Source organism: Arthrobacter sp. UYEF20, from assembly GCF_040546335.1.
GTDB lineage: Bacteria > Actinomycetota > Actinomycetes > Actinomycetales > Micrococcaceae > Arthrobacter.
In genome coordinates, this window is the sequence record NZ_JBEPNP010000032.1 from 1 (window position 1) to 13,414 (window position 13,414).

Here is a 13,414-nt window from a genome sequence, read left to right on the forward strand (position 1 = left end):
GGCGTCGTCCTTGTACTTCTGGCTATACCTCTTACGGTCGGTCATTGTGAAGAAGGGCTCCTAACAAGCTGTCTCACAAAACCATACGGCCGCACCCGGGCGGCATCACGACAACCATGGCGAGTGTTCTTCCCACTCCTCCTAATGGCGCAGCGAATCGTGCGTAGACGGTACCTGCGCGCGCTACTGTGATCGCCGGAAAACCTGCTGCCAGGTGCTCGGGCAACGGGCACACTTCCGCGATACGCGGCGAATTGTCCCGCCGAGGGTTCCTCAAACGGGAACGCACAGCTGGTGCAGTTGCGCGATGACTTCGCCGTATTGAGTAATCGATTGTTGCCGGTTAGGAAGGGCGAGCTTGGAGTCTTTCGCGGCTGCTCGTCGGGGCAACGAGGGCGGCTACGGCAGCGGTCAGGGCTGGCACATAGAACTAGCCGATGCTTGCGGAGCCGATGAACATGAAGACAGTAAGAGCGACAGTAGCCGCGACGGACGCGTATATCCGTGCGCGCCCCCTTAGCAGGAGAGGTAACGCGGTCAGGGCCACGGGAATGAGCAACGGCACGAAGAGAGACGGCCCTACGGTCTCAAGCAGGGTCAAATACCTAATCTGCTCTATCCCGCCAGGCGTCAGTTTTGCCTGGGGGTATATGGGAACCAGTAAGAGGACCAAGGAAGTAACTATGGCGAGCGAGACAGCAATAGTCTGGCGAACGTTCTTCGGATCCGAAAGGCGTTTCATGTGACTCCACAGCTGCAGCTGTATAGGTCAACAAAAGCACGGTTCGAGAGATTCCACTAGATGATTATTTAGGGTCGGGATGCAGGGCTGGCCCCGAAAGCTTAATCGGTGATTATCCTCTTCTTCATGGCTAGGTCGGGCCACTATCGGGCACGTCAGCAGGCCGCGCCTGGAGGAGTTACTGCCGATCGGCACTGGCAGACGACGTCGACAAGACGCCTCGGGTAGAACGTCCCGTTTAAGGTTCCCCATACGGGACACCGAAACCGCCATTCCCAACTGTGAATTGACCGCCATTCCCAACCAACAGTCACAATCCTAGAGCCGCCGAAAAGGTTGCCCGAGCTCAGCCTCGAACTGTGCCCGCTCGCGCATCAACTAATTTGACAGAAAATCCGAACAAGCGACGGAAAAACTCATCTTCCGACGGAACTGTCACCAGACGCCGTAAACGGTGTGAGCTATGTCCCTTTCGCGCACTGGCGGAGGATGAGAAATCCGCCTGGGGCGCCGCGGGACTAGAGGCCGCCACGCGAGCTGCACGGTGGGTGCCGGGCCGGCCGTCGGGCGTAAGCTCTTGCCATGGCGAGATACTTCGATGTTCACCCCGAGAACCCCCAGGCGCGCTCCATTCAGCAGGCGGTTGAAATCGTGCGTTCCGGCGGCTTGATCGCCTATCCCACCGACTCCTGCTACGCCCTCGGCGCTCAGTTGGGGAACAAGGATGCCCTGGACCGGATCCGGACGATCCGCCACCTTGACGAAAAGCACCACTTCACGCTGGTCTGCAAGGACTTCGCGCAGCTGGGCCAGTTGGTGCAGATCGACAACGATGTATTCCGCAGTATCAAGGCCGTCACGCCGGGTAGCTACACCTTCATCCTGCCCGCCACCAAAGAGGTTCCGCGGCGGCTGCTGCACCCGAAGAAGAAGACCGTGGGCGTTCGCATCCCGGGTAACCGGGTGGTCCAGGCATTGCTGGCTGAACTGGGCGAGCCGCTGCTTTCCAGCACGCTGTTGCTGCCGGACGAGGAGGAGCCGCTGACCCAGGGCTGGGAAATCAAGGAACGGCTCGAGCACGTGGTGGACGCCGTGATTGACTCCGGTGACTGCGGGGCGGAGCCCACCACCGTGATCGACTACTCCAGCGGCGTGGCGGAAATCGTCCGGCGCGGAATGGGCGACCCTTCCCGGTTCGAATAAGCCTGCCTTTTGGCCGCAAGTGCGGCGAGTCTCGGTCCGGCAACCGCTGGCGGAGGCCGCTTAGACGGAGGCCTCGCCGGCCGTCTGCTCCGCTTCGTGCTGTCGGTTCCGCCGCCACCGGCGGGTCAGATCGAGGGCGGCCAGCAGTCCCGCGAGGGGCGAGAGCACCGCTGCAGTGTAGACGAACAGCAACCAGCTGAGCGTGGTCAAGAGTGTGTGGTTGGTGCTCAACAAGGACAACCCGCCGAACAGTCCGAGGGTCCAGAACAGGACCACGCCGAACAGCACCGCCGCGGCTGGGAAGTATTCGTTGGTGACGACGTTTTTCGCCGCGAGGAAATACTCGTTGCTGGCGACGTTTTTCAAGGTTTTCACTGACCCTCCTCATGCCTGGCGGTCGGGGAAGTCCGCCGGGGTCCTTCCAAGTATGGGGCCCGCCACGCCCGGATTTACGAAGAACGCATACCACGTGATCAAGCTAACTCCGCAGCTGCACCGTCAAGCCCCTCCGCATCACCGCTACTCGCGGTGATGGAGCTGCTCGGTCAGTACTCCGCGTGGCTGGAGATCTACAGCATCGACGAGCCATTCCTGGGCGTCAACGGCACCGCGGAGGAGCACGCCAGGCCGGGCCACACCATGAAAACTGGGGTACGCCGGAACGAGGGCGTACGAGTCTGCGTGGGCATCGCAGGAACCAAAACCCTCGCGAAGCTGGCCAACAAATGGGCCAAGCGCAACAATGCCCACCGGGCCAGCCGCTCGCCGCGTTCGAAAGCGGGCACGAAGAGCGCGGCATCGACTCCCTTTGGGAGGAAATCAGCCTCAGATCCTGATCGCCGTGCTGCCCCGCAGGATCGCGCCGTTGTTCATCAAGGAATCGCAGGGCATTTCGACTTCGTTGAGCGGGTTGCCGTCTCTTCCGGTGACCATGCGCACCCGCTGCACGGAGCACGGACCTGACAGGCGGCGGCAGTGCTCGGCTGGTCAGACGGCGGCGCGGACCCGCTGCAGGAACGAGTCAAGGACTCTGCCGGCATTCTCGTGCATCCGCCGGGACTCCGCCGCCGCGTGCGGCTGGCGTTTGGGTCCGTCGAGCCGTTCGCCGAGGTAGAGCAGCGCTGCCAGGACTTCCGAGAGCTCGGCGTTTCCTTCGGCGCGCTGGCGGAGGAGCCGCAAGTGCGCGGCCTGCAGGGCCGGGCCGGGTGCACATCCCAGATCGTGGTCGAAGAGACGGCGGCACCGGTCATACGCAGACAGGCCCTCAACCGGCAGCCCCGCCCGTTCGTACGCCGTCACCAGGACACTCCAGGCCCTTTCGTTGAGCGGCTCGGAGCGGATGGCTGCCTGCGCCCAGCGGATGGCATCGTCCGTCTTCTCCAGGACGGCGGCAGTTTCTGCTGCGAAGATCTGCGCCGCTACCTTTTCGGCTGAATGGCGCGTCCTTGCCTCGTCGGCCCAATCGGCGACGAGCTCGAACCCCAGCAGCGGCTCGGCGGACACCTCCAGCGCCTTGATCAGCAGGGGGTAGGCGTCGGCAGGCGAGGCCTGGCCGGCGGAACGGACCAGCTGCCGGAAGTCCCAAAGATCCAGATCCACGAGCTGCGGATCCAGCACATAGCCACTGTTGGCGGTCCGCAGCGGCCCTGTCTTGGTCTGCCCCGGCTGGATGGCCCGGCGGATGCCGCTGACGTAGCTTTCCAGGGTGGCCACGGCGCCTTCGCTGGCACTCGCGCCCCAGAGTATTTCGATCAACCGGGTCTTCGAGACCGGCGTCCCCAGGTCCAGCAGCAGTATCTCCAGAATGTGCCGCGGCTTAACTCCGCCCAGGTCGGTCGCTGTGAGCGTTGCACCGTTCCGGCGTATTTCAAAGGTTCCGAATAGACGAACAGAAATTGACGGTGAAGGTCCCGCTGAATTTTCCACGATGTTCTCCGATTTCCCCAGCTATGAAGATCTCAACCACTCTTCGAAAGATCGGAATAAACGCGGAACAATGAAGTGACGAGACTGTGTTCCATCCGGCTTTCTAAGGAAACCGTGACACGCCCAACCTGCCACAACAAGCAACGAAGCTACCCGACTTGGCGCCCGGAGAAAGTCGAGTACCACGGTAAGTATGGCCAAGTAATCGCTTAAAGGTTTTTCCAAGTATCTGGTGCGTAGTGCAGGTGTCCGGTACCCAGTAGGGGAACTTCCCCCGACGCTGGGCACCTCAGAGGAGCGGGTGGGCGCCGACACCCGCCGAGCCGGGTCAAGCGCGGGTTCTTGCAGGTTTCCGCCACACAAGCTTTTCGAAACTTCCTGCTCCTACGGTCGGAGCGTCCGGGTCTTCCGGCGAGAGCGAGGTATTGGAATGAGGCACGCTCCGGCCCGCACTTTCGAGGCGACCACAGCCACTATCGCCTCGGGTCGATCTACGGGCAACTCATTCGGTGGTTCATCGGACTGATCCGGCAGCAGGGCGGCTGGACGCCGGGCGTCGGGCCGGACCCCGGGGACCTCCTCACGGCGGTGGCCTGGACGCGCAACGAGGGAACGCGGCGGAGTTCCCGCGTCAATTGGCGGCGCCCATGGACGCGAATGGCTGAGCAGGAATTCAACGGCATCAAATTGTCCAATGCAGAGACACTACGGCCGCAATTCGCCGCAATTGCCGGACCTGCCCACCTGCTCAGTTCTTATCCGTCATCTCCTCGGGAACCGCCACGACGCGCATTTCCGTGCCATCGCGCAGCAGCGACAGCTCCAGCGGCGCCCCGATGGCCTCCGCGAAGAGGAGCTTCTGCAGGCTCTCGGCGTTCGAGACGGCCATCTGGCCCACGCTCAGGAGGATGTCCCCGGCACGGAGTCCGGCACGCTCGGCGGGTGACTCCGTGAGGACTTCGACGACGAGAAGGCCCTCCCTGCGACCGGTCCGGACCACGGCGCTGGCCTGCAGCCGGACAGGCGTATTGACGAGGCCCAGGAAGGCACGCCTGACCCGCCCGTCCTTGAGCAACGAGGCGATGATCGTGCGCGAGGTGGCGTTGACGGGCACGGCCAGGCCGAGTCCGGCGCCCGCCACGGCGGTATTGATGCCAACGATCCGTCCCCGGGCGTCCGCGAGCGCGCCTCCGGAGCTGCCCGCGTTCAGGGCGGCATCGGTCTGGATAACATCCTCGATCATGCGGCGATTGCGCCCGGACCACACCGGAATGGAACGGCCCAGCCCGCTGACCACGCCGGCCGTCACCGAGCCCGACAGTCCGAGCGGGTTGCCGACGGCGATGACCAATTGTCCGACCCTGAGCGTCTCGGCGTCGCCGAACTCTGCTGGCGCCGCAGTGGGGGCTTTGCCGTGGACGACGGCGAGATCCGAGAGCGGATCGGCGCCCACGACGTCCACGGTGGTCCGGGTACCGTCGGCAAAAACAGCGTTTCCGCTCTGGGTGGCAGCGACCACGTGGGCGTTTGTGACGAGAAAACCGTCGGAGGTGAACAGGACGGCCGAGCCTGCCCCCACCCGGAACCTGCCACCGCGCCCGGTGCCGGTCATTTCGAGCGCGGCAACGCGCGGAGTGAGCATCTCGGCCACCCGGACAACGGTCGCTGAATAGGAATCCAGCGGGTCCTCGGACGCCTCCGGTCCCGGAACCCTGCTGATCGCAGTTGCCACGGCGCACCTCCCTTGACTGATACTTATCCAAGTCAACCACCGGCACCGTGGGCATAGTCCTGGGCACCGTACGCCGTCAGAGAAATACGCGGCGGACTAGGCGGCGCGTCACGGCCGAAGGGCGGAGTTCATTCCCCCGGCGATCCGCCGCTAGGCTCAGCAGTAGACCAGCCTCTCAGCCACAGGAGAACTTCGTGAGTCCAGCGACCGCTTTGCCCGATCCGCTGCCCCCGCTGGGCCTTAGCTGGGGCATCAAACGCAGCTTCATCGACTACATCAACAGCCTGCCGGACGGAGCGGTGTCCGCGGTCAACGGCGCGGCCATCGACGAAGCCGGCCTGTTCCGCTTCGCCCCCGATGCTGCCGACTACGACGCTGTCCGTGGCACCGGCATCCTGCGATTCAGAGGCGACGTCCGTCTCGCCGGCCACCATGGCATGATGTTTGTCCGGCTGCTGGACCCGTGGATAGCATTCACCGGGGGACGCGGGATCCTCTCCATCAGTACGGGCGACGATGGCGGGCAGGACCGCACGGCAGTGGCAATATTGCGGGCCGGGGCGCCAAGGGACGTGGGCGGGTCGCTCTTCTGGGAGCACGTTGACGTCGTGATTTCCCCCGAGGGATCGGAACTCTTCGACGGCCAGTACGCGGCCGGGCAGCCGATGGACCCGCTGTTCATCCGGGTCGCCGCATAAGGGTACGTCCGGAGGATGATTTCGGTCCGCTCCAGCACCGCGCGGGGGCTGGCCGGGACCGGCTGCTTGATTTGCCGCAACCGCACACGATGACCGGCCGCACACTGGTTGAGGAGAGCGTGCGGCCGGTAGCCTGTCGGGGCCCGCGGATCGTGGCCCGTGCGGTGGTTCGGGACCGTGTCCCTCCCCTGGGTCCTTCCCCTGGGTCCCTCCGCTATTGAATTTCGTCCTGCAACCACTGTCCCTCAAAGCACCTGAGAGGACGCTGAGAAGTCGCATCCCGGGGCGCCGGCACCGGAGAAAAGTTGGCTTGTGGTTGTCCGGGGCGCTCGGTTGCCCCATTCTTGGAACATGGAACAGGTCCCGTCCGATTCCAGTGCCGGCCGCGCCCGCCGTCGCCGGACCCGCTGGGGAGTGCGCAAGCAGTCCACAGCGGCCGCCGTCGCTGTCGTGGCCATGGCGCTGCTGGTGGGCGGGCTGGTCCTCCTCGCGCTGCTGGAGACCACCCTGACCGCCTCGACGGAGTCGGCGGCACGGCAGAAAACCCAGGATGTCATCGCACAACTGGCTGTGGACCAGGACATCGAGGACGCGATCGAATACGTCACTTCAACCGGATACGCCGGCCAGTACGTGCAGCTCGTCGATGCCGCCGGTACGGTGATAGCCGCCTCGGAGCCCAAAGCCGTCGACCACCCCTTGTCGGCACTACGACCGGCACCCGGCCACACGGTGATCCAGGACGTCTCCAGCCTGCCGAACATCGGCAACGACGACGACTTCCACATAGTCGCGACCGGCGCGCGGGTGGGCAGCCAGGAAGTGGTGGTGGTCGTCGCCTCGTCCGTGCAGGTCCAAGCGGACACCGTCTCCACGGTGGCGTGGCTCATGTTGGGGGCGACGCCGCTGCTGCTGGCCGTCGTGGCCGTTTCCGTTTGGCTTCTGGTGGGTCGATCGCTCCGCCAGGTTGAAAGAATCCGGGGGCAGGTGGCCCGGATCGACGCCGAACGCCTGGACGGTCGCGTCGACGTCCCGCCCACAAGGGACGAGCTCGAGGCCCTAGCCCTGACCATGAACACGATGCTGGACCGGCTGCAGGCCTCGGACCGTGAGCAGCGGCAGTTCGTCTCCGACGCCAGCCACGAGCTGCGCAGTCCCCTTGCGACCCTGAGCGCCGGCGTGGAGATCGCGGCGTCGGATCCGTCCGGCGCGATGTGGTTTCAACTGAAGGATGATCTGGCTGGCGAAACAGTCCGGATGCGCTACCTGGTGGATGACCTGCTGACCCTGGCCAGGACGAACGACGGCGGACTCGTTCCGGAGGACGCCGATGTGGACCTTGACGATGTGGTGGATCAGGAAGTCCGCCGGCTGCGCTCGGTCAGCCGGCACACGGTCACGGCCAATCTCACCCCCGTCCGGATCCAGGGCGACGCCCGGCGGCTGGCGCAGGTGCTGCGGAACGTACTGGACAACGCGGACCGGCATGCCGTGTCCCGGATCCGGATCAGCCTGCACTCCGACGGCGACGGGGCCGTGGTGTGGGTCGACAATGACGGAGAGCCGGTAGCTGAAGCGGACCGGCAACGGATCTTCGAGCGGTTTGTCCGGCTGGATGAAAGCCGGTCCCGGGAGGGCGGCGGCAGCGGCCTCGGCCTGGCCATTGCCGCCGGCATCATGGCGGCGCACCACGGCTCCATCCGTGCCACGGAGAGCCCCACTGGAGAATGCCGCTTTGAAATGGTCTTCCCGCAAGCGGACCCCTCGGCTCCGGCTCCGGTCACTCCCGGGACTGTGGTGCGGACGCGGACTCAGGGATCCGGTCGGCGCTGAGCAGGTAGCCCATGCCGCGCACCGTGGCCAGGGTCTGGACGCCGAACGGAGCATCGATCTTCCGCCTCAGGTAACCGATGTAGACCTCCACGACGTTGTCTCCGCCTTCGAAGGCGGAATCCCAGACGTTGTCGAGAATGTCCGCCTTTGACACGATCTGGTCATGGCGGCGCATAAGGTAGTGCAGAAGCCCGTACTCCCTCGGCGTGAGGCTGATGAGCGTTTGGCCCCGCCGGACACGGCGGTTGACCGGGTCCATCGTCAGGGTCCCGAGCGCCAGGACGACAGGCCGCTCCGGCGCTCCCCTGCGGATCAATGCCCTGATCCGGGCGACCAGCACGAGGAAACTGAACGGTTTGGTCAGATAGTCATCGGCACCCAGGTCGAAGGCATCGGTCTGGTCGTACTCGCCGTCCTTCGCCGTCAGCATCAGCACCGGAGTCCAGATCCGGCGCTGCCGCAGTTCGCGCAGGACGTCATAGCCGTGCTTGAGCGGCAGCATAAGATCGAGCAGGATCACGTCGTAGGCGTTCTCCGTCGCGGCTGACAACCCGCTGACGCCGTCGTGGGTGACGTCCACGACGAAGCCCTCATTCGACAGTCCGCGGCGCACCGTATCGGCCAGGACCTTCTCGTCCTCGACCAGCAGGATCCTCATTGCCCGCCTCCTCTCCTGAGAGACAGTATGGCGCCCCCGGGTACCAGCATAGGTGCGGCGACGGCGTTACACCCTTACGCCGTCGCGCGCCCCGCAGGGTGCCTTCACGATCCAGCCGTCCACGACAATGTCGGGGAGGTCGAGGCCGGCCGTCCGCACTGACGCGGCCGCCCTGTTGCGGCGCAGCGGCCCTCGCTAGACTTGAAATGCGCCGGAGCAGACGCATCAGTTCGTCGCGGGAAAGGCAAGATCATGACCGACAGCAGCAAGTTCGAAGAGCCCACGGAGGACGCGGGCGGCGGGGAAAAGCACGAGGAACCCGAGCTCCGGGGCCGGTATGTCGAAGGCAGCTACGGCAAGGCCGGCACGCAGGGCGGCCGCCACGCGGACGATGAGGAAGGCCAGTACATCGAAGGTGATTACGGTGCGGCTGGCAGCGAGGGCGGTCTGCCCGAACCGCTGGGCGACAAGGCCAAGGAGTCCGGGCGCTATGTCAAGGGCGACGTCGGCGACGCGGGGATGGTTCCGGGCCGTACCGCCGAGTCGGAAATCGGCCAGTACTCCGAGGGTGACTACGGTAAGGGCGGAACGGTAGATCCCAAACGCAAGGCCGGAACCGACAAGAAGTAACCCCGCATCAGATCTCCGGGGCTGTCCCCAGGTCCGCCGGCCAGCTTTCCGCGCAGCACGTTGCCGCGCCCGCCCGGCCGGAACCGCCTTCCGACCATCTGCGGAACCAGTGGGCATTTTCGTTAGTTCGTCGGGGGTTCAGGTCCACCCGCACACGCCCCCGGGCTCAATGACATGCCCCGCGCCGGGGTCGGCGGATGGACATATTCCGATCATGCCCTGTCCCGGGCGCGAGGACTGGGCATGTCCTCCCGAAGGACAGCCGATCCCCCGCAGCGGAGCCACCCGCACATGACCCCGGGATCCGGACATGCCCTCCGCCGGGGTCGGCGGATGGGCATATTCCGATTCCGTCCGGTCCCGGGCACGAGGAGTGGGCATGTCCCCCCGGCCCGAAGAGGTCCTGGCCAACTGACACGAAAAATAGGTGATTTTCAGTACCCACGGCGGAGCGAAGCGCCCCTGAGGAACTAAAACCCCCGACGAATTAACCAAAAATCACCACTTGTCTGCATGGGCCATGGCCATGCCGTCGCGGCAGAACTACCATGAAGTATCTGGGGTTGTCAATTTTCGTCTGAATCCGGCGGCTCAAGGAGGCCCTTTCGATGAGTGATATCAGTCCACTAAGGCATGCGGTCCGGAACGGCAGCGGCCTGAAGAATCTCGGAGGCATCTGGGGGGAACTGCTGTCCGAGTTTCTCGGCACTTTTGTGCTGATCGCTTTCGGCGACGGCGTCGTGGCCATGGCGGTCGCTGCCCTGCCGGGATCTGGCCGTGCCGCGACACCATCAACGATCTTCCTGGCCGCGGGAGACTGGCTGCTGATCACCTGGGGGTGGGCCCTGGCGGTGGCTATGGCGGTCTACGTGGCCGGAGGTGTCAGCGGGGCGCACATCAATCCAGCCGTGACGCTCGCTTTCGCCGTCCGGCGGAAGTTTCCCTGGAACAAGGTGGCTCCGTACGTCGTGGCGCAGGTCGTCGGGGCGTTCGCCGGGGCCGCGCTGGTGTACCTCCTTTACCACGATGCCATCGACGCCTTCAACAAGGCCATTGGCACCACTAGGGGGGATCCGAAGGGGCTGGCAACCTACTCCATTTTCGCCACGTTCCCGGCCCCCTACTTCAACGGCAACCCCACCGGCCCGCTGATTGACCAGATTGTCGGCACAGCGTTCCTCGTCATGTTCGTGGTGGCCATCATTGATATTCGCAATACGGCCGTGCAGGCAAACCTTGGTCCCTTCATAATCGGGCTGGCCGTTGCCGCCATCGGCATGTCTTTGGGTGCAAACGCCGGATACGCGATCAACCCGGCCCGCGACTTCGGACCGAGGCTGCTGGCCTGGCTGGCCGGCTGGGGTCAAACCGCGTTGCCTGGCACCGTTGACGGGGCATTCAGCTGGTACTTCTGGGTGCCGATCATCGGACCCCTGATCGGCGGTGTGATCGGCGTGCTGATCTACGACTGGTTCATCGGCGATGTACTCCATGCCCGGGCCCTGCTGCAGGAACCCACGCCTCCTGGCCGGGCCGGCGGCGAGACGCCTCCGGCGGGCGACCAGATAAAGACGGCCGACCAGGGAACGACGGCCGGAGAATAGGAGGAATTCAAGGGTGGTGGCACGAGTCACCGGTAGTCCTCCGGGACTACCGCCAGGAGCTCTGGTCGGATCATAATGGCCAGAGCTCCTGGCCGTCGGTGGCCTCGTCTCCCCGGCGGCTGAAATCTTCCCGAACTCCGGGAAGTGCGGGCATGGCAGCGCAGACCGGCCCGGACAGGACGCGCCTCCAGCGCATGAAAGGCACTTGACATGACCGATCAGCAGAGACAGACCCGGGTACCGATGAACACGGTACCGATGACCACAGGACAGGCCGGTGTCATCAGCACGCTGGCCACACAGTTGCGGGTGGACTCCATCCGGTGCAGCACCCAGGCCGCATCCGGTCACCCCACCTCGTCGCTGTCGGCTGCGGATCTCATGGCCGTCCTGCTCGAACGGCACCTCCGCTACGACTGGGACCGGCCGTCACTGCCTAACAATGACCACCTCATTTTTTCCAAGGGCCATGCCTCCCCGCTGCTGTACTCCATGTACCGGGCCGTCGGCGTGGTCGATGAGGACGAACTGATCAATACCTACCGGCAGTTCGGCAGCCGGCTCGAAGGCCACCCCACGCCCGCCCTCCCCTGGGTCGATGTGGCCACCGGATCGCTGGGCCAGGGACTGCCAGACGCGGTGGGAGTAAGCCTGGCCGGACGGTACCTGGACCGGCTGCCGTACCACACGTGGGTGCTGTGCGGAGACAGCGAACTGGCCGAAGGCTCCATTTGGGAAGCCCTGGACAAGGCCGCCTACTACAAGCTCGGCAACCTCACCGCGGTCGTCGACGTCAACCGGCTGGGCCAGGACGGGCCCACCGAACTCCAATGGGACATGGACCGCTACGCCAGGCGTGTGGAGGCCTTCGGCGCCCACGCCCTCGTCATCGACGGCCACGACCTTGCCGCCATCGACGAGGCGCTCACGCTGGCGCGATCCGATCCCGACCAACCGACGGTCATTCTGGCCAAAACCATCAAGGGCAAGGGGGTGCCCGAACTGGAGGACAAAAACGGCTGGCACGGCAAAGCCCTCCCCCCGGATATGGCCGAACGCGCCGTGGCCGGCCTCGGCGGGCCCAGCAGCCTGCAGATCACCACGGCTCTCCCCGAACCCGGCACACCCGCGATCACCCCCAACCCCCGGGCTGCGGTCACCCTGCCCCGCTGGGAGGTGGGCGACAAAGTGGCGACCCGGGCCGCCTTCGGCGCCGCCGTGTCCGCGCTGGCCGCCCGCCCCGAAGTCGTCGTCCTGGACGGCGAAGTGGGAAACTCGACCCACGCCGGCGAATTCAAAGACGCCGCCCCGGAACGGTACTTCGAAATGTTCATCGCCGAACAGCAACTCATCGCCTCCGCCGTCGGCCTCTCGGTCCGCGGCTACATCGCGTTCGCCGCGAGTTTCGCCGCTTTCCTGATATCCCGGCCCTTCGACTTCATCCGGATGGCCGGAGTATCCCAGGCCAGCATACGGCTCGTCGGCACCCACGCCGGCGTCGAAATTGGCCAGGACGGCCCCTCGCAAATGGCGCTGGAGGACATTGCCGCCATGCGCGCCGTGCACACCTCCACCGTGCTGTATCCGGCCGACGCACCCGCCACCGCCCGGCTGGTCCAAACCATGGCCGACACCACCGGAATCTCCTACCTGCGCGCCACCCGCGGCACCTACCCGGTGATCTACGGTCCGGACGAAACATTCCCGCTCGGCGGCTGCAAAGTCCACAACGCCGGACCCGACGACGCCGTGGCACTCATCGGCGCCGGCGTGACCCTGCACGAATGCCTCACCGCAGCCGATCAACTCGCCAAAGACGGAATCAAGGCCCGCGTCATCGACCTCTACTCCATCAAACCCATCGACGTCGACACCCTTCGCCGGACGTGCCTCGAGACCGGGGGCAGGATCGTCGTCGCCGAAGACCACTACCCCCAAGGCGGCATCGGCTCAGCCGTACTCGAAGCCCTCGCCAGCACAAACACCCCAGAACTCCACATTGCATTGCTCGCCGTGAAGGGGCTGCCCACCTCCGGAAAACCCCAGGAACTGCTCGACTCCGCCGGCATCTCCGCACCCCACATCGTTGCCGCAGCCCGCAGCCTGATCGGCGCCTGACCTGGAATCGCCCACCTCCACATTGAAGGACCCCCGGTCCTGCCGTTCCTGTTCGCCCCCGTGAACGCCAAGCCGCCATCCGGGCCGTCGCTACTTCAGGGGTTCGCTGCTGTGGGGTTGTCGCATGTAGTTTCGCCGGAACGGACCTCATGCCCAACAAGAAGTAGGCCTCGGGCGGGGGTAGTGTCAGGAGACTTGGCAGGGCCGGCAATCCTGTCTCGCCGGCCGGTGTCGCGAGCGTCACTGCACGGACTCCCAATACAGCCAGCT

The 13,414-nt window shown here is 65.1% G+C and carries 10 protein-coding genes and 1 pseudogene; 7 read left to right on the forward strand and 4 right to left on the reverse strand.

The window, feature by feature from the left end; all coding sequences use genetic code 11:
- The first annotated feature begins 1,324 nt into the window (after positions 1-1,324).
- A complete protein-coding gene (locus ABIB26_RS21785) occupies positions 1,325-1,945 on the forward strand; it encodes an L-threonylcarbamoyladenylate synthase (protein ID WP_354248091.1) in 621 nt (206 codons plus the stop codon).
- Between the two features lie 60 nt (positions 1,946-2,005).
- Here ABIB26_RS21785 and ABIB26_RS21790 read toward each other — a convergent pair whose 3' ends face one another.
- Entirely contained in the window at positions 2,006-2,320 is a 315-nt protein-coding gene (locus tag ABIB26_RS21790; RefSeq protein WP_354248093.1) for a hypothetical protein, read from the reverse strand.
- A 153-nt stretch (positions 2,321-2,473) separates the two neighbouring features.
- Here ABIB26_RS21790 and ABIB26_RS21795 point away from each other — a divergent pair.
- Positions 2,474-2,692: pseudogene (locus tag ABIB26_RS21795) on the forward strand (Y-family DNA polymerase); the annotation flags it as partial.
- Positions 2,693-2,932: 240 nt separating this feature from the next.
- Here ABIB26_RS21795 and ABIB26_RS21800 read toward each other — a convergent pair.
- Positions 2,933-3,871: an AfsR/SARP family transcriptional regulator gene (locus ABIB26_RS21800; protein ID WP_354248095.1), complete on the reverse strand. Its 939-nt coding sequence runs from the start codon at positions 3,869-3,871 to the stop codon at positions 2,933-2,935.
- A gap of 748 nt (positions 3,872-4,619) precedes the next feature.
- Positions 4,620-5,603, reverse strand: coding sequence for a S1C family serine protease (locus ABIB26_RS21805; RefSeq protein WP_354248097.1), 984 nt, complete (start codon positions 5,601-5,603; stop codon positions 4,620-4,622).
- A gap of 194 nt (positions 5,604-5,797) precedes the next feature.
- Here ABIB26_RS21805 and ABIB26_RS21810 point away from each other — a divergent pair, with 194 nt between their 5' ends.
- Together ABIB26_RS21810 and ABIB26_RS21815 are read left to right on the forward strand one after the other, a co-directional pair.
- A complete protein-coding gene (locus tag ABIB26_RS21810) occupies positions 5,798-6,301 on the forward strand; it encodes an HtaA domain-containing protein (RefSeq protein ID WP_354248099.1) in 504 nt (167 codons plus the stop codon).
- A gap of 351 nt (positions 6,302-6,652) precedes the next feature.
- Positions 6,653-8,134, forward strand: a complete 1,482-nt coding sequence (locus tag ABIB26_RS21815; protein ID WP_354248101.1) for a sensor histidine kinase — start codon at positions 6,653-6,655, stop codon at positions 8,132-8,134.
- Here ABIB26_RS21815 and ABIB26_RS21820 read toward each other — a convergent pair.
- The gene (locus ABIB26_RS21820; RefSeq protein ID WP_354248103.1) at positions 8,082-8,792 is read right to left on the reverse strand and encodes a response regulator transcription factor; all 711 of its coding nucleotides are present in this window, start codon (positions 8,790-8,792) and stop codon (positions 8,082-8,084) included. The genes ABIB26_RS21815 and ABIB26_RS21820 overlap by 53 nt on opposite strands.
- Before the next feature lie 252 nt (positions 8,793-9,044).
- Here ABIB26_RS21820 and ABIB26_RS21825 point away from each other — a divergent pair, with 252 nt between their 5' ends.
- From ABIB26_RS21825 to ABIB26_RS21835, 3 genes are all read left to right on the forward strand, one after another.
- Positions 9,045-9,422, forward strand: a complete 378-nt coding sequence (locus ABIB26_RS21825; protein WP_354248105.1) for a hypothetical protein — start codon at positions 9,045-9,047, stop codon at positions 9,420-9,422.
- A gap of 608 nt (positions 9,423-10,030) precedes the next feature.
- Positions 10,031-11,026 (forward strand): MIP/aquaporin family protein, encoded by a 996-nt coding sequence (locus tag ABIB26_RS21830; RefSeq protein ID WP_354248107.1) that lies wholly within the window; start codon positions 10,031-10,033, stop codon positions 11,024-11,026.
- A 210-nt stretch (positions 11,027-11,236) separates the two neighbouring features.
- Entirely contained in the window at positions 11,237-13,144 is a 1,908-nt protein-coding gene (locus ABIB26_RS21835) for a transketolase (protein ID WP_354248108.1), read from the forward strand.
- Positions 13,145-13,414: the final 270 nt, after the last annotated feature.